The sequence below is a fragment of the Hydrogenophaga sp. L310 genome (assembly GCF_055703065.1).
The window spans coordinates 281,693-297,394 of sequence record NZ_JBVPZA010000005.1 but is presented as its reverse complement, the minus strand read 5'-3'; the positions used below and the strand labels follow the sequence as shown (position 1 = coordinate 297,394).

At 66.8% G+C, this 15,702-nt stretch carries 13 protein-coding genes; 3 read left to right on the top strand and 10 right to left on the bottom strand.

Annotated features, from left to right (window positions below):
• Window positions 1-52 precede the first annotated feature (52 nt).
• Genes AC0GNO_RS11610 through AC0GNO_RS11595 form a run of 4 tightly spaced genes read right to left on the bottom strand, consistent with a single transcriptional unit; the run spans window position 53 to window position 3,012 of the window.
• Window positions 53-808, bottom strand: coding sequence for a FecR family protein (locus AC0GNO_RS11610; protein ID WP_472890375.1), 756 nt, complete (start codon window positions 806-808; stop codon window positions 53-55).
• The gene (locus tag AC0GNO_RS11605) at window positions 805-1,605 is read right to left on the bottom strand and encodes a BPSS1780 family membrane protein (protein WP_472890376.1); all 801 of its coding nucleotides are present in this window, start codon (window positions 1,603-1,605) and stop codon (window positions 805-807) included. Before AC0GNO_RS11605 ends, AC0GNO_RS11610 begins: the two co-directional genes overlap by 4 nt.
• An 18-nt stretch (window positions 1,606-1,623) precedes the next feature.
• Window positions 1,624-2,634 carry a homoserine kinase gene (locus tag AC0GNO_RS11600; RefSeq protein WP_472904001.1) on the bottom strand — a complete coding sequence of 337 codons (1,011 nt, stop codon included), beginning with the start codon at window positions 2,632-2,634 and terminating at the stop codon, window positions 1,624-1,626.
• 15 nt (window positions 2,635-2,649) lie between these two features.
• Window positions 2,650-3,012 carry a hypothetical protein gene (locus AC0GNO_RS11595; protein WP_472904000.1) on the bottom strand — a complete coding sequence of 121 codons (363 nt, stop codon included), beginning with the start codon at window positions 3,010-3,012 and terminating at the stop codon, window positions 2,650-2,652.
• An 80-nt stretch (window positions 3,013-3,092) separates the two neighbouring features.
• Here AC0GNO_RS11595 and polA point away from each other — a divergent pair, with 80 nt between their 5' ends.
• Window positions 3,093-5,921 carry a DNA polymerase I gene (polA, locus tag AC0GNO_RS11590; RefSeq protein ID WP_472903999.1) on the top strand — a complete coding sequence of 943 codons (2,829 nt, stop codon included), beginning with the start codon at window positions 3,093-3,095 and terminating at the stop codon, window positions 5,919-5,921.
• A 79-nt stretch (window positions 5,922-6,000) separates the two neighbouring features.
• Here polA and AC0GNO_RS11585 read toward each other — a convergent pair whose 3' ends face one another.
• The 5 genes from AC0GNO_RS11585 to AC0GNO_RS11565 all read right to left on the bottom strand — a co-directional run bounded on the left by AC0GNO_RS11585 (window position 6,001) and on the right by AC0GNO_RS11565 (window position 11,441).
• Window positions 6,001-6,678, bottom strand: coding sequence for an RNA ligase family protein (locus tag AC0GNO_RS11585; protein ID WP_472903998.1), 678 nt, complete (start codon window positions 6,676-6,678; stop codon window positions 6,001-6,003).
• A 6-nt stretch (window positions 6,679-6,684) separates the two neighbouring features.
• Window positions 6,685-7,230: a hypothetical protein gene (locus tag AC0GNO_RS11580; RefSeq protein ID WP_472889126.1), complete on the bottom strand. Its 546-nt coding sequence runs from the start codon at window positions 7,228-7,230 to the stop codon at window positions 6,685-6,687.
• Between the two features lie 10 nt (window positions 7,231-7,240).
• Entirely contained in the window at window positions 7,241-8,530 is a 1,290-nt protein-coding gene (locus tag AC0GNO_RS11575; protein WP_472903997.1) for an AAA family ATPase, read from the bottom strand.
• Between the two features lie 272 nt (window positions 8,531-8,802).
• The gene (locus AC0GNO_RS11570) at window positions 8,803-9,714 is read right to left on the bottom strand and encodes a bifunctional GNAT family N-acetyltransferase/nucleoside diphosphate kinase regulator (RefSeq protein WP_472903996.1); all 912 of its coding nucleotides are present in this window, start codon (window positions 9,712-9,714) and stop codon (window positions 8,803-8,805) included.
• A gap of 167 nt (window positions 9,715-9,881) precedes the next feature.
• The gene (locus tag AC0GNO_RS11565; RefSeq protein ID WP_472889123.1) at window positions 9,882-11,441 is read right to left on the bottom strand and encodes an alkaline phosphatase D family protein; all 1,560 of its coding nucleotides are present in this window, start codon (window positions 11,439-11,441) and stop codon (window positions 9,882-9,884) included.
• Between the two features lie 183 nt (window positions 11,442-11,624).
• Between AC0GNO_RS11565 and AC0GNO_RS11560 the strand changes: the two genes are divergently transcribed.
• Both AC0GNO_RS11560 and AC0GNO_RS11555 read left to right on the top strand, forming a co-directional pair.
• Window positions 11,625-12,524 carry a dienelactone hydrolase family protein gene (locus AC0GNO_RS11560; protein WP_472889122.1) on the top strand — a complete coding sequence of 300 codons (900 nt, stop codon included), beginning with the start codon at window positions 11,625-11,627 and terminating at the stop codon, window positions 12,522-12,524.
• A 68-nt stretch (window positions 12,525-12,592) separates the two neighbouring features.
• A complete protein-coding gene (locus AC0GNO_RS11555; RefSeq protein ID WP_472903995.1) occupies window positions 12,593-13,396 on the top strand; it encodes a ZIP family metal transporter in 804 nt (267 codons plus the stop codon).
• A 55-nt stretch (window positions 13,397-13,451) separates the two neighbouring features.
• On the opposite strand, the gene AC0GNO_RS11550 is transcribed toward AC0GNO_RS11555, so the two are convergent.
• The gene (locus AC0GNO_RS11550; RefSeq protein WP_472903994.1) at window positions 13,452-15,647 is read right to left on the bottom strand and encodes an ATP-binding protein; all 2,196 of its coding nucleotides are present in this window, start codon (window positions 15,645-15,647) and stop codon (window positions 13,452-13,454) included.
• Between the last annotated feature and the right edge of the window lie 55 nt (window positions 15,648-15,702).

Sequence of the window (15,702 nt, the reverse complement as noted above, 5' to 3'; positions counted from 1 at the left end):
CCGCGTGACAGTGGTGTGGCAGTTCGCCCCGCGCACGCGGGCTGCCCTGCTATCAGCGTGGTAGCAGATTCATGGCCGGGTGCATCTGCCCCGGCTGGTTTTCCATGTAACCCCTGCCGTCTTTCACGCCTGTCCTGCCGGCGATCTGCCAGGCGGTGCGCTGGTTGATCAGGCGGGCCAGGAATTCGAGCTCTTCATCGGTGTGGTTGATGGCATCAGCGGGCGTGAGCAGCCGGCCGTTTTTCGGCGCAACCTCACCCCAGAACGACTGGTGGTAGCTCGACACGGACAGCGCGCGGTCGCCGCGAGCGTTCATCTGGACCGTGCCATAGCAGTTGCAGAAATAGCTGCGCTGGTCGGGCATGACTTCGGCGTAGACGCCGGTGCCGCGGATGCCGGCGGTGAGGGTGGGGGTGACGATGGTTCGGCTGGCCGAACGCCCGAACGCGCTGACCACCGCGCCAGTGAGCAGGCGCAGCAGACTCACGGTGTTGAGCGTAGAGCCACGCCCGACCTCCAGGCGCGAGTTTTGCCGCACATGAAAGGCCGCGTTGCCGATCACGAACAGCAGCCGCGAACCCGGGCCGGTCTGGATCTGATCCCCGGACTGCACCGTGTGCTGCGGCGACATGCGCCGGCCATTGAGCAGCACATCGCCCAGCATCTCGACCACATTGCTGCGCTGCTGGGCTTGCGCGGCACCCATTCCCCCGAAGGCCAGCCAGGCGCCCGCCGCGGCCACGGCCTCGCGGCGCTGGAACCAAAGGACTTCGTCTTCATGGCGGCCAAGCAGGGTGTGCTGAGTCATGTCGGGTCTCCGGTGGGTGAAGGCATTTCGTCGGGCGCTGGGCCGGTGTCAAAGCTGTCGCGGAAGCTGAAATAGACCGAGGCGTAGAACATCGACGCCACGAACAGCACGGCCGGGTACAGGATGATGTTGAGCGCCTGGACGCCGCCGAGCGCCGAGCCCAGCAGGCTGATCACCAGCCCTGACAACAGGAACACGCCCATCCAGCCCAACCCGAAGATGAACAGGGCGCCCTTGTTCTGCCAGCAGGCCAGGGCGCTGAAAAACAGGCTCTTGACCGGGCTCACACCGTGCCAGTGCACCAGCGCGGGCGCGTGCCAGAACATCATGAGAACGGGGATGTACACCAGCAGGGCCAACCACAGGCCCGGGCTGCCCAGCAGGCTCTGCATCATCTCGGGTGTGACGCTGGTTTCGACCTCGCCCGCCGGCGCCGAGGGGCCGAGCAGCGCGGCCGTGGCCAGCACCAGCAACAGGCAGCCGGCGTACATCGCTCCCAGCATCAGCATGGCGCGCGTCTGTTCGCGGCTTCCGCGAAACGCGCTGACCAGCGTGGATGGCATGGGGAAGCGGCCGGCCGCGGCTTCGCGGCTGGCCGCCATCAGACCCAGGTTGGCCGCGGGCGTGAGCACGGCCGAGATGGCCGTCCCGATCAGCGGGATGATCGAGAGCACGGACACTGTGGCCATGAACATGAAGAACAGGCCCGAGAGGGCCAGGGGCTGGCGAAAAAAGGTTTTGACGCCCAGTTTCACCCATTGCAGGCCGGTGCCTGCGGGAACAATGCGGAGTTTCATGCGTGGGGTGGGTCGGGCTCAGGCGGTCAGGCTGTGTTCTTCCAGCAGCGAGGCCAGCAGGCCGGGCGCCAGGCCCACCCGCTCGCGCAGCACGCGCTCGAAATGGGTGGGGTCGTGGGGCTTGAGCATGCTGGCGTCGCGTGGCAGGTGCCAGTCCCACAGGCGCGAGAGCCAGAAACGCAGCGCACCCGCGCGCAGCATGGCCGGCAGCAGGCCGCGCTCGGCCGCGTTCAGGGGGCGCACCGCCTGGTAGGCCGACACCATGGCCTGCGCCAGGGCAGCGTTGTGCTGGCCGTCGTGGTCGTCCGCCGTGTGGCGGATGCACCAGTCGTTGAGGCAGACCGCCAGATCGAACAGGAAGCTGTCGTTGCCGGCGAAATAGAAGTCGAAGAAGCCGGTGAGTTCACCATCTTCAAACATCACGTTGTCACGGAACAGGTCGGCATGCACCGGGCCGCGGGGCAGGGCGGAGTAGGCCGGCAGGGCCGCCACGTGGTTCTGGTAGGCCAGTTCGGTGCGAATGAGCGTGCGCTGGCTCTCGCTCAGGTGCGGCAGCACCACCGGCACCGTCTCGTTCCACCAGGGCAGGCCACGCAGGTTGGGCTGGCTCATGCCGAAATCGCGCCCGGCCAGGTGCAGGCGCGCCAGCATGTCGCCCACCGCCCGGCAATGCGATTCCTCGGGTGCCAGCTCGCTTTTGCCGCGCAGCTTGTCCACCACAGCGGCCGGTTTGCCCTGCAGCGTGTGCAGGATCTCACCCCGGGCGTCGGCGGCCGGTTCGGGCACGGGGATGCCCTTGCCCGCCAGGTGCTTCATCAGGTGCAGGTAATACGGCAGTTGTTCGAAACCCAGGCGCTCAAACACCGTGAGCACGTGGGTCTCGTGAAGGCCCCCGCGTTCGGTGGTGGCGAAATAGTTGGTGTTTTCGATGCCGCCGTGGATGCCCCGCAGCTCGGTGAGTTCGCCCAGGTTCAGCGTGCGCAGCAGTGCTGCTGCTTCGTCAAACGGGACTTCGGTGTAAACAGCCATGAAAAATGCGGACGATCAGAAGTTGAGGATGCGCCAGCGGCTCTTGCCTGTGGAGCCCTTGTTCTGGGCATCGGTGAGGTCCGCGCCACCCGGCACCGGCGTGATCTCGTAGCCGGGCGCACCGTTCTTGGGCTGCACGGCGATGCTGCGGGTCTGCCCGCCCACGCGCAGCTCGTCGATGCGCGAGAGCCCGTCTTCGTGGGTGATGCGCTCGATGCGCTCACTGCTCGCAGGGGGGCCGGACTCTGCAGGCACGACCGCCGTGGCTTCCGCGGCCGGCGCAGGGGCCTGGGCCAGCACGGGCAGGGCAAGGGTCAGGGCCAGAGCCGGCACGGACAGGCGTGACAGGCGGGAGAGGGGGGTGGTGGTATGGCGCATGCCCCATTGTAGGCAGGCGCTGCCCGTCTGGTGAGCGCCGGGGGCGGCTCAGGGCGTGGAGATTCCCCCACAATCGCCCCATGTCCGACGAAAAAACGCCCACCCCCACCCTGTTGCTGGTCGATGGTTCCAGCTACCTCTACCGCGCGTACCACGCCATGCCCGACCTGCGGGCCGTGCCCGGCGACCCGACGAGCCCGGCCACCGGGGCCATCCGCGGCATGATCAACATGATGCAGAAGTTGCACAAAGATTTTCCCTTTGTGTACGGTGCCTGTGTGTTTGATGCCAAGGGCCCGACCTTCCGCGATGCCATCTACCCCGAATACAAGGCCCAGCGCAGCCCCATGCCCGACGACCTGCGGGCGCAGATTCCACCGATCCACGAGGTGGTGCGCCTGATGGGCTGGCCGGTGCTCGACGTGCCCGGCGTCGAGGCCGACGACGTGATCGGCACGCTCGCCGTGACCGCCGCGAAACAGGGCTTTGAGGTCATCGTCTCCAGTGGCGACAAAGACCTGGCCCAACTGGTGAATCAACACATCACCATCATCGACACCATGAACGGCAGACGCCGCGACCTCGCCGGCGTGCAAGCCGAGTTCGGTGTGCCCGCGCACCTGATGGTGGACTACCAGATATTGGTGGGCGACCAGGTGGACAACGTGCCCGGGGTGGAAAAGGTGGGTCCCAAGACCGCCGCCAAGTGGCTGCAGGAATACGGCTCGCTCGAAGGCGTGGTGGCCAACGCCGGCAAGATCAAGGGCGTGGCTGGCGAAAACCTGCGCAAGGCGCTCGACTGGCTGCCCACCGGCCGCCAGCTGCTGACCATCAAGACCGACTGCGACCTGAACGGCTGGGTGCCCGACCTGCCGGCACTCGACGCCATCCGCATCGGCCAGCCGCAGACCGAACCGCTCAAGGCGTTCTACGAAACCTACGGCTTCAAGGGCCTGGCCAAGGCGCTGGGCGGCGACGAGTCCCCGTCTTCACCCCTTCGCCCCTCCGGGGAGAGGGCCGGGGTGAGGGGCTCGCCCACCAACGACCTCTTCAGCGAAGCCGAGCCAACCGAGGCCAGCGAAACGTCGGCAAACCCGTCCACCAGCAACCTCCACTACGACACCATCCTCACCTGGGAGCTCTTCAGCACCTGGCTCGCCAGGGTCGAAGCCGCCGACCTCGTGGCCGTGGACACCGAAACCACCTCGCTCGACGAAATGGTGGCCCAGATCGTCGGCATCAGCTTCAGCGTGACACCCGGCGAAGCTGCCTACATCCCGCTGATGCACGCGGGCCCCGACGCGCCCGAGCAGTTGCCGCTGGACGAGGTGCTGGCGAAGCTCAAGCCCTGGCTGGAGAACCCGGCGAAACACAAGCTCGGCCAGCACATCAAGTACGACCGCCATGTGTTCGCCAACCACGGCATCGAGGTGCAGGGCTATGTGCACGACACCATGCTGCAAAGCTACGTGCTCGAAGTGCACAAGCCGCACGGCCTGTCCAGCCTGGCCGAGCGCCACCTGGGGCGCAGCGGCATCAACTACGAAGACCTGTGCGGCAAAGGCGCGCACCAGATCCCGTTTGCCCAGGTCGACGTGGCCAAGGCGGCCGAGTACTCATGTGAAGACAGCGACCAGACGCTGGACGTGCACCGCGCGCTCTGGCCCCAGCTCGAAGCCGACGCCAAGCTGAGCTTCATTTACGAGCTGGAGATCGCCAGCAGCGAAGCGCTCTACCGCATCGAGCGCAACGGCGTGCTGATCGACGCGCCCACGCTCGCCAGACAGAGCCACGAACTCGGCCAGCGCATCTTCGCGCTGGAGCAGGAGGCATATGAAATTGCCGGCCAGCCCTTCAACCTGGCCAGCCCCAAGCAGCTCGGCGAAATCTTCTTCGACAAGCTCGGCCTGCCCGTCATCAAAAAAACCGCCACCGGCGCGCGCAGCACCGACGAAGAGGTGCTTGAAAAACTCGCCGAAGACTACCCGCTGCCCGCCAAGATCCTGGAACACCGGGGTCTCTCCAAGCTCAAGGGCACCTACACCGACAAGCTCGCCCAGCTCGCCCACCCGCGCACCGGCCGCGTGCACACGCACTACGCCCAGGCCGTGGCCGTGACAGGGCGCCTCTCCAGCAACGACCCCAACCTGCAGAACATCCCCATCCGAACCGCCGAAGGCCGCAAGGTGCGCGAAGCCTTCGTGGCACCCGCCGGCAGCGTTATCGCCAGTGCCGACTACTCGCAGATCGAGCTGCGCATCATGGCCCATCTCAGTGGCGACGCGGCCTTGCTCAAGGCCTTCCACGATGGCGTGGACGTGCACCGTGCCACCGCCGCCGAAGTGTTTGGCCTGGAGCCCGCGCAAGTCAGCAGCGAACAGCGCCGCTACGCCAAGGTCATCAACTTCGGCCTCATCTACGGCATGAGCGCCTTCGGCCTGGCCAAGGCGCTCGCCATCGACAACACCGCCGCCAAGAACTACATCACGCGCTATTTCGAGCGCTTCGCCGGCGTCAAGCAGTACATGGACGACACCCGCGCCCAGGCCAAGGCACAGGGCTACGTGGAAACCGTGTTCGGTCGGCGCCTCTACCTGCCTGAAATCAACAGCCCCAACGGCCCGCGCCGCAGCGGCGCCGAACGCGCCGCCATCAACGCCCCCATGCAGGGCACGGCGGCCGACCTCATCAAGCTCAGCATGGTGGCGGTGCAGAAGGCGCTGGACGAACAGCAGCGCGGCACCAAGATGATCATGCAGGTGCACGACGAACTGGTGTTCGAAGTGCCCGAGGGCGAAGTCGACTGGCTCAAGACCGAAATTCCGCGCCTGATGGCCGGCGTGGCAGCGCTCAAGGTGCCGCTGCTGGCGGAGGTGGGGGTGGGGGCGAACTGGGACCAGGCGCACTGAAGGCGAAGTTGCTTTTTTCAGCGGGACATGTCTGCTTGTGCAGGCAGGTGTCCTGCAACCCTTAACTCAAGCAGCACCCTCACACCACCCGATTCCACTCCAGCGCCCGACTGCGCCAGTGCGCATCAATCGTCTGCGTGAAGTCCGCCCGCACGAGTTTTGCGCGGCTCTCCAGCCAGTCGGCGTTCTCGCGGCGGACCACGATGCCCTCCAGGTGGCCCTGGCGGAACTGGCTGTCGTGGGCGTGCACCCAGTCGCGCAGCTGGTCCAGCGTCACTTCGCCCGCGTACAGGCGCGGCACGGTGTTGAAGCCTGTTTCTGCGGCCCAGGCGTTGCGGCGCGCGGTGCTCCAGAAGCGCTGCTCCTGGCGGTCGTACACGTCGAACAGCATCCACCAGTCGGGCAGGGTGGCGTAGTCGAGTGAATGGCGCGCGGCGCACCATTCGCCAAAGGCGACGAGGTGCAGCCCCAGGGCATCGAACAGCTTGTCTTCGTGCGCCGCCAGCCAGGGGCCCAGGCGGGCGAACTGGCCGTGGAAGGGCTGGGGCAGGTACTGGCCCCGGTTTTGCGCGCGCAGCACGCCGTCGGGCGAGACTGAAAAGCCCAGGTTGGCGCCGTCGAGCTTTTCTTCCAGCACCACGGGGCCGCTGAGGATGTCTTCGGCCTCGGCGGGGGAGAGCACTTTGTCGTCGCGCGGCTCGCCAGTGGCCAGCCAGGCGATGTGGGGGGTGTGGGGGAAACGGAAGAAGTCGGGCATAAGTGTCTATTTTGCGCGCCGGACGCGCGGGTGTTTGACATGCCAGCGCGCCTGCAGCCAGTCGGGAAGCAGGTTTTCCACCTCCAGCCCCACGGCGTGCAGGGCCTGCTGGCAGTCGATCCAGTCGGTGTCGGCGGCGTTGGTGATCTGGGTGGCGCGGCCTGCATCGAGCGCGGCGAGGGCGGCGGCCACCATCTTGCGGTCGGCCAGGTCGGTGACGGCCTCGGCCAGCTCGGGCGGCAGCACGGCGTTGCCGTCCTTGTCGAGCAGCACATCGACCCACACCACTTCGCCGCGGTCCATCTTGTGCATCATGGCCAGCCAGCCGTAGTCCTGCTCGGTGAGCTTGTGGCGGTATTCGCCGCACACATGCCAGTCCACGTCGAGCACGGCGTGGCGCGTGGGGTCGGCCTCGAAGGCTTCGAGCCAGTCGAACACCTGCTGGCGCAGCGCGGCTTCTTCCACGGGGGTGGATTCGGCACGAAAGGGCGAACCCGCGTCGGACGCGCTGGCGACGATGAGCACATTGGTGTCCACCAGGCGGGCCTGCATTGCGCCTGCCTCAGCCAACGGCGGTTTCCCGTAGACGCTGTGCGCGTGCGCGGGCCTGCTCGCGCGCCTCGCCCATCGCATCGCCAAAAAAGCGCGGCGGCCAGTTGCGCACGGCGCCGAATTCGTCCACGTCCAGCGGCACCAGCACGGCATCCGCACCCTGGCGCTCGACGAACAGCATGCGGCACTGCGCGGTGCTGGCCTGGCGCCGGGCGATCAGGGTCTGCATGCGGCGGAACAGGTGCTCGGAATGTGTCTCCACGAGAAACTGCACCTGGCGCTGCTGGCTCACCTCGGCAAACATTTCGGCCAGCACGGCCTGGGCCAGCGGGTGCAGGTGGATTTCGGGCTCTTCCAGCAGCACGGTGCTGCCCGGCGGCGCGCAGTAGGCCACGGCCAGTACCGGCAGTACTTGCGAGACGCCCACGCCCACGTCGCGCAGGTTGGCCACCACACCGTCGTGGTGCACCAGCACCTCGTAGCGGCCCGAGCGTCCCAGTGCGCGCACGCTGAGCTGCTCGGCCATGCCCATGCGCTGCAGCCAGTGCGACACGCTGCGCAGCACGCTGCCCTGGTGCTCGGACGGCAGCAGGAAGTTGGCCAGCAGCGCGTCGATGGCCTTGTGGCCGTCGCTGCCGACTTCGCCGGGGGTGGTCTTGTTCCACACGTAGTCGCGATCGGGGCGGCGGCGCAGCGGGCCAAGGTAGACGATGCCCTCCAGCTCACGGCGCAGCGCCAGGCTCAGGTCTTGCAGGTGCGTGCCATCGGTGCCCAGCAGGGCCAGGGCCTCGGCGGGCAGGGCGATGGAGCGCTCGGGCGCCAGTTGCGGGCCCTTGCCACGCGGCCGGGACTCGTCGTCCACATACACCGCGTAGGCGCCGCGCTCGCGCCGCACCGCCCGAAAGCGTCGAGCCACGGTGGAAAGCTGCAGTTCCTGGATGGCCACGGCGCCGCTGGCGGTTTGCCCGTAGCTGCAGGCAAAACGCCCGTGGCGCACGCGCTCGCCCTCGGGACGCTGAAAGGACAGCTCGATGGAGAACTGGCGCGGCGCTGCCACACCGCGCGAAAGTACCGCGTCGAAGTCGCCGAAGTGGAAGTAATCGTTCGCCTCGTCACCCCCCAGGTTCAGGTGCACGGTGCGGTCGGGCGAGGCCACGGTCTGCTTGAGCAGCAGCAGGCTTTGCAGCAGCGTGGACTTGCCCGAAGAATTGGCGCCCAGCAGCATGGTGACGGGCGCCAGTTGCACCGGGCCGCTGTCGCGCCAGGCCTTGAGGTTCTGGAGGTGGAGTTGGTCAATCATCGCAAGCCCATCTTATGCGTATGAACAGGCTGGACTTGCGGTTTTGAAGTCATTCAAATTTCATTGCGCCAGCGTTGCGGGGAGCAGGGGTGGTGGTGCTGCGATGGGTTGATGGGCGCGAAGGTGAGTGGCGGCCGGCCAGGATGAGGCATTCACCTTTCTGAATTCAATGACAGCTCTACGTAGGTGACCGAGGAAGTCATCTTGGCCGCCGAATCGCAGGCGGCCCGAGCGCCCGTGCGCGACCTGCAGCTGTGGTGCAGCATGCGAACCTACAGGTGGAAATCGCCCGCAGCTTCCGGCTGGTAAAGCACCTTCTCAATCCGGATATGGCAGGTCCGCTCCGGAGTTCGCCAATCGAAGGCATCGCCCTCCTTGTAGCCCAGGATCGCTGTACCGATGGCAGAGCACACGGACAGCTTCTCGGCACTGCCGTCCGCGTCCTCTGGGTAGACCAGGGCCACTTCCACTTCTTCGTTGTCTAACTGCAGCAAGGCCCTGGAGTTCATCGTGACAACATCCCGCGCCACCTGCTGCGGATCGACGACGATGGCTCGCTCGATCTCGTGCTCCAGCTCGACAACAGCCTCGCCCAGCTCGAGCGAGAGCAGGCTCCGGAGCCGGGCCTTGTCGATCTCAGTGATGTGGATATCAGTGGGGACACCCAAAGCGCCTTCTCGCAAGAGCCGCAGGTAGCGCTCCGAAGTCACGGAAAATGACTTCAGAGTGGGCGTTTCGCTTTCAAGCAGAAAGCCACAGTGCAGGAAGGCCTTCAGCGAGCGCGCGTTGTCCGGATGGATCTTGGCGATGAGCTTCTCGGCCCGCATGTCGAAGAAGGCGAGTTTCATGCCTTCGCGGATGGCGCTGGCGCCCAGTTTGCGGCCCCAGTTGTCGCGGTTGCCGATGACCAGGACCATTTCGCAGTCCGGGCCCGTCTTGACGAGACGGACAAAACCCACCGGCACGTCATGCCGGTCGTAGGCCATGAAGAACCGGCCGCCCTGGTTGAACAGATGGGTCAGGATCGGCAACTGGACCCGACCAATGACCTGCTCGATGAACCGGGAGACATGTCGCGAATCGCTCAGGTGGCGGGTGACGCACTCGTCCTCCAGCCAGTCCATCAGAGTCAGCGCGTTTGCCCGAGTGATCTCGGGGCACAGCGAAATGAAAGGCTTGTTCATCTTCACCACCTTTGGTTGCAAGGATGAAAGCCCTTCATGGCCTCGGCCATGACGGTTCTTTCAAGAGATCTTTCATTGTAAAGCGGCGCGCGGGCGTGGTCGTTCGGCCCTTTGACCGAGATGAAGGATGCGTCTTGTGGTCGCCGCTCCAGCAGTGAGTCCCGCGCTCACCGCACCGCCAGCACCACCTTCGTGAACGGATGCGCCTGCCCTTCGGCCCACCAGTTGACCCACAGCCGGTCGGCGCCGCCCGGAGGGTCGGCTTGCAGGGTCATGACGTTGCGGCAGCCGATCAGGCGCTGCTGTGTGGTCGGGAACTCGAGCATGCGGCCGGTGATGCCGGGTTCCAGGGTTTCCGGTTGCTGGCAGGCCTGCTCCAGAAAGTAGCGGGCCACGCCCGCAGGGGCTGGGTGGGTGACGCCGCTGGAGGTGAGCTGGGTCAGGCTGCGCGCTTCCAGCGGCAGGGTGGAGCGGGTTGATTCGATTTCACCCAGGGCCGCCACGTGCACGTCGCCCGACAGCACGGTCACGCGCAGGCCTTTTGCGCAGGCGTCGAGCAGGCGGTGCACCAGGCGCAGGCGCTCGGCCTTGTGTGGCGGGCTGGTCCAGTGGTCGCGCAGATCGTCTTCGATTTCTTCGATGGCCGGCAGGGCACCGAGCATCCTTTCCAGCTGCTCGAAGCTCGGGTGCATCACCGGGATGCTGCTCATCACCAGCAGGTGGCGCAGACCGCCGGCGGCCAACTGGGCATCGAGCCACTGGTACACGGCACTCCAGCTGGTCGCGCTCAGCACCTGCTCGGCGAGCAGGACGGTGGCCCCGTTGGCGCCGGTCTGTTGCCCGCGTGGCCGGCGTTCGCTGCGCATGTCGAGCACCAGCAGGCCGGTGTTGCCAAAACGGTAGGCGCTGTTGTGCGCGTTCTGGCCGGGCAGGGTGGCGGGCGGGGCGGCGCCCAGCATCTGGCGCTGGAACAGCTCGAACGCGGTCCTGGCCACCGCAAAAATGCCCTGGAACACGGGGCTGTGGTGCAGCTCGGCCGGGTGGGAGCCCCAGCCGTCGATGATGTCGTGGTCGTCCCACATCATCACGCTGGGCACCGTGGCCAGCAGCGCGGCGGTCTCGGGTTGGTTCCAGCGCTCCAGGTAGAGCCGGGCGAAGTGCGTCTCCAGGGCGGCGCGCAGCGAGTCGCTGAAGGCCATGTGGGTGCGGGTGAACCACTCAATCTCGGTCCACGCCCTGAGCTCTGGCAGCACCGACCAGATGTCGTCGCTGTAGATCTGGTCGCCGCCCATGAGCAGCAGCTCCAGCGGGCCAAAGCGGGTCTGGTCCACCAGGTCTTGCCCGGCGTGCAGCCGGCCCAGCCGGGCCCACATGGCCAGGGGGTGTTGGAGGGACTTGCGCGTCCGGGCGTCCGAGAAGCCGTTGCACGACACATAGGCCATGGCCGGTGTGGCGCCGAGCGCGGGCACCTGAATGTGGTGGGTCTGGCCGCCGAGTCGGTAAGCCACGCTTTGGGTCGCCGCCGTCTGGCGAACGGCGATGTCGAAGCGCCAGGCCGTGGCGTCGAGGCCGGGCACCGGGCCGTGCCAGCCGCCCACCAGTTCGGCGGGCACGTGGAGGGTCAGGCCGGGCTGGGGGTCGGCCGCGTCGCAGACGATCAGCAGGCTCAGCCCCCACACGCCGTCCTGGCATCCGAGAAACTGCAGAATGGGCCCGGTCTGGTTCATGTCGCCTCCCTGTTGGCTGTTCTTGTGGCTGGTTGCGCGGCCATTGTGGCGCGGTGCGGCGTGGGTCGTAAACCTGAAGTTTGCAGGCGTTGGCGAACCAAAAGGCCCGAACCGTGATCCAGACCATGCCGCCATTTGCGGCTTCGGCGGCTTCGTTGTCCCACTTCAACCCAGGAGATACCTATGTTCAATACCGATCTGATCACCGACAGCCAGGCCTTGCTCGATGCCCGTGATGCGAACAGCCAGCCCTCGCGCCGGACGGCCCTCAAGGCCGCCCTGGGCGTGGGCTACGCCGCTGCCGCGCTGCCCATCATGGCGCAGACGGCGATCAAGACGCCGGCCGATGGCCTGACGGCGGGTGAGGTGATGATCGATGTGAATGGCTTCAAGATGCCGGCCTACCGCGCCGCACCCGCGGGCAAGACGGGCTTGCCGGTGGTGCTGGTGCTGTCGGAGATTTTTGGTGTGCACGAGTACATCGCCGACACCGCACGGCGCTTCGCGAAGGCCGGGTACCTGGCGATTGCACCCGAGCTGTTCGTGCGCCAGGGCGATGCGCAGAGTTATGGCGAGATGGCCAAGCTGATCGCCGAGGTGGTGTCCAAGGTACCCGATGCCCAGGTCATGGGCGATCTGGATGCGGCGGTGAAATGGGCCGCGGCCAACGGCGGCGACACCAGCAAGCTGGGCGTGACGGGTTTTTGCTGGGGCGGGCGCCATACCTGGCTCTATGCGGCACACAACCCTCAGGTGAAGGCGGCGGTGGCCTGGTACGGCCGCCTGGTCGGACAGGCCAGTGAGCTGAATCCGAAGCACCCGGTGGACGTGGCGGCCGGGCTGCACGGGCCGGTGCTGGGCCTCTACGGTGGTGCCGACACGGGCATCCCCCTTGACACGATTGATAAGATGAAGAGCGTTCTGGCCACGGGCAATGCGGCGGCCAAGGCTTCGACTTTTGTGGTGTACCCGGATGCGCCCCATGCGTTCCACGCCGACTACCGGCCGAGTTTCCGCAAGGAGCCGGCCGAAGACGGCTGGAAGCGGGCGACGGACTGGTTCAAGCAGCACGGCGTGGCCTGAAGCCGGGCCGGCTTTTCCGAACGAGGGGGCCGCTGTTGCGGCCCTTTTTTTGTGACTTCTGATTCAAGATGACCCTGATTGCAATCCTGTTGGGAACCGTGGCTGCCGGTGTGGGCAGCGTCTGGCTGGCGGCCGCGCTGAGCTTCGCCATGCTGGCGCGCTACACCCAGCACATGCTGAGCCTGGCGGCCGGCGCACTGATGGCCACGGCCTTCATGCACCTGCTGCCCGAAGCGTTCGAGAGCGAGGCGGGTGCGCAGGAGCTGTTTGCGGTGCTGCTGGCGGGTCTGGTGTTTTTCTTCCTGCTGGACAAGGCGGAGCTCTGGCACCACGGCCACGAGCACCACCACGACGCGGGGCACGAGGGTCACGACCATGCGCACCACGGGCACGCCCACGGCCACGATCACCACGGCCCGCGCTCCGGCGGCTGGGCGGTGCTGGCCGGGGACAGCGTGCACGCCTTTGGCGACGGCATTCTGATCGCGTCGGCCTTCATGGCCGACATGCGTCTGGGCGTGGTCACGGCGGTGGCGGTGCTGGCGCACGAGGTGCCGCACCACATGGGCGACCTGGTGGTGCTGCGCCACACATCGGGCACGCAACGCGCGGCGCTGGTCAAGGTGTCGCTGGCGGGCACGGTGACCGCGCTGGGCGGCGTGGTGGGGTATTTCCTGCTGGCGCAGCTGGAAGATTACCTGCCGTATTTCCTGGTGGCGGCGTCGAGCAGCTTTGTCTATGTGGCGCTGGCCGATCTGATTCCCCAGCTGCAAAAACGCCTGGGCCTGCGCGAGACGGCGGCGCAGGTGGCCTGGCTGCTGGCGGGCATTGCGCTGGTGACGCTGGTCAGCGGGCTGGCCCACGCCCGCTGAACGAAGCGCGCCCAGTCGGTCCGGAGGTCGGCGGTGCCTTGCGGCCCGGATCGGGTCAAGACATGGCGTGAGGGGGTGGTGCAGCAGGCGGAGGTGGCGCAGGCGGCGGTGCCGGTGGCGCGGACAGGGTAAACACGAACAGGGCCCCTTGACCTTCGACCGACTCGCCGCGGATGCTGCCGCCGTGGCGTTCGACGATGCGCCGCACGGTGGCCAGGCCGATGCCCGTGCCATCGAACTGGCTGGGCGTGTGCAGGCGCTGAAAGGGTTTGAAGAGTTTGTCGGCGTAGTGCATGTTGAAGCCCACGCCGTTGTCCCGAACGAAAAAGGCGCCGGGCGGGTGGCCGTCGCTGCCCAGCCGGCCGAACTCGATCAGCGGAGCCATCTGGTCGCGGGTGTATTTCACGGCGTTGCCGAGCAGGTTCTCCAGCACGATGCGGGCGAGGGGCGCGTCGCACTGGCAGACCAGGTCGGGTGTGATGTGCCAGCGCAGATGCCGCTCGGGGTGCCGTCCGTGTTCGGCCCGCATCACCCGTTCGGCCAGGGCGCTCAGGTCGGTCTCGTCCCGGGACAGCTTGCCCTGGCTGACCCGGGCCAGCGCCAGCAGGTCGGCGATCAGCAGGCTCATGCGGCGGGTGGCGGCGAGCACGCGGTCGAACAGTTGTTGCTCGTCGGCCTGCAGGCGCCCTTGCAACTGCTCGGTCAGCAGTTGGGTGAAGCCGTCGATGGCGCGCAAGGGCGATTTGAGGTCGTGTGACACCGAGTAGGCGAACGAGTCGAGCTCGGCGTTGAGCTTTTCCAGCTCGGCCGTGCGCTCACGCACGCGCTGTTCCAGCGAGGCATTCAGGCGCAGGATTTCGCGGTCGCGCCGCAACCGGATGAGCTCGGCCGTGGCACGGCTGGCAAAAATGGCGATCAGCGCACGGGTGTCGGGCTGCAGCTGGATCGGCCGGCGCCAGAGTGCGTTGAGCAGGCCGATGGCCGTGCCGTCTTCGTCGCGCAGCGACTGGCCCACATAGGCCTGGAAGCCTTGATCGGTCAGCGCCTGATCGTGCGGGTACCGCTCGGCCACGCCTTCCAGGTGCACGCACAGGTCGGTCTGTTGCATCGCTTCGCCGCAGGGGGCACCGTCAAGCGGGAAGGTGAAGTTGGGGCTGGTGGCGCCGTCTTTCCACACCGACAGGGTGCGCACACGCCGATCCTGGTGCTGTTCGCCGACGGTGACCATGTCGGCGCCGATGGCCTGGGCCATGTGCATCGTGAGCGCCTGGAACAGGGCGTCACCGCTGGGCACCGAGAGGCCTCGCGTGAGCGACAGCAGCTGCGTCTGGCGACGGCGTTCTTCACTGATGTCGATGACGGTGCTGATCACCAGCCGGTCTTCGGGGTCTTCACCCATTTCACTCGAGATCAGGGCGTCAAAGGTGCTGCCATCCGCGCGCAGTCCGACCACGGACTCCTGCAGGGAGCGGCGGTTGACGAACAGGCGTTCCAGGTAGTCGGTCCGCTGTTCGGGATCGAGCCATAGGAAGTTGTCGACCCGCCCCAGGACCTGGGCGCGGGAGTGGCCGTAGCAGCGTTCAAAGGCGGGATTGACGTCGAGGATCAAGCCCGAGTGTGCTGACTGGGCGAGCATGGCGCTGGGGCTGGTGTGGAAGATGCGCGCGAACCGCTCCATGCTGCGGTCGCGCTCCTGTTCGGTGCGCTTGCGCCGTTCGAGCTCTTCCATCTGCCTCGTCAGCGCCTGTTGGGCCCGGATGCGGCTGTAGTACACCATGATCGCGACGACGAGCAGGGTGGCGGCGTGGGTGAGCCACACGGTGATGCCTACGCCGAAGTCCGGCGTGTGCAGCCAGCCGCGTTGTTCGGCGATGTTCAGGCCGCCGAGCGCGGCCAGGCAGAACACCACGGTGGCGATCAGAGCGGTGCGTCCGAGGAAAATGCCGGCCCAGGCAACGGCCGCAACAAACAGGAAACCGGCCGCGGTGCGCACCGAGCCGTACGCCAGCACGGCCAGAATGGCCGACAGCACCACGGCAAACACCAGCGTGTGGGGCACGAAGCGGACGTAGCCCCTGCGCAGCAGGATCAGCGAGCCCCAGCTGGTGAGCGCGATCAGCGCCGGTGCCAGCACCTCCGGCGGGTTGCTCGTGGTGAGGTACACCAGCAGTGTGAGCGCTGTGGCCACCACACCGACCAGCAGCGAGATCGTCTGCAATGTGACCAGTCGGATCTTCCCATCCGCGCTCAAGTCGGGCGCTGGTGGAGGTTGGGGTGTGTTGAGAGGGGCCACGGGCGCGGGCTGG

Coding starts and splice junctions, on each gene's coding strand:
- AC0GNO_RS11610 (WP_472890375.1), bottom strand. CDS start 808: ATGACTCAGCACACCCTGCTTGGCCGCCATGAAGACGAAGTCCTTTGG.
- AC0GNO_RS11605 (WP_472890376.1), bottom strand. CDS start 1,605: ATGAAACTCCGCATTGTTCCCGCAGGCACCGGCCTGCAATGGGTGAAA.
- AC0GNO_RS11600 (WP_472904001.1), bottom strand. CDS start 2,634: ATGGCTGTTTACACCGAAGTCCCGTTTGACGAAGCAGCAGCACTGCTG.
- AC0GNO_RS11595 (WP_472904000.1), bottom strand. CDS start 3,012: ATGCGCCATACCACCACCCCCCTCTCCCGCCTGTCACGCCTGTCCGTG.
- polA (WP_472903999.1), top strand. CDS start 3,093: ATGTCCGACGAAAAAACGCCCACCCCCACCCTGTTGCTGGTCGATGGT.
- AC0GNO_RS11585 (WP_472903998.1), bottom strand. CDS start 6,678: ATGCCCGACTTCTTCCGTTTCCCCCACACCCCCCACATCGCCTGGCTG.
- AC0GNO_RS11580 (WP_472889126.1), bottom strand. CDS start 7,230: ATGCAGGCCCGCCTGGTGGACACCAATGTGCTCATCGTCGCCAGCGCG.
- AC0GNO_RS11575 (WP_472903997.1), bottom strand. CDS start 8,530: ATGATTGACCAACTCCACCTCCAGAACCTCAAGGCCTGGCGCGACAGC.
- AC0GNO_RS11570 (WP_472903996.1), bottom strand. CDS start 9,714: ATGAACAAGCCTTTCATTTCGCTGTGCCCCGAGATCACTCGGGCAAAC.
- AC0GNO_RS11565 (WP_472889123.1), bottom strand. CDS start 11,441: ATGAACCAGACCGGGCCCATTCTGCAGTTTCTCGGATGCCAGGACGGC.
- AC0GNO_RS11560 (WP_472889122.1), top strand. CDS start 11,625: ATGTTCAATACCGATCTGATCACCGACAGCCAGGCCTTGCTCGATGCC.
- AC0GNO_RS11555 (WP_472903995.1), top strand. CDS start 12,593: ATGACCCTGATTGCAATCCTGTTGGGAACCGTGGCTGCCGGTGTGGGC.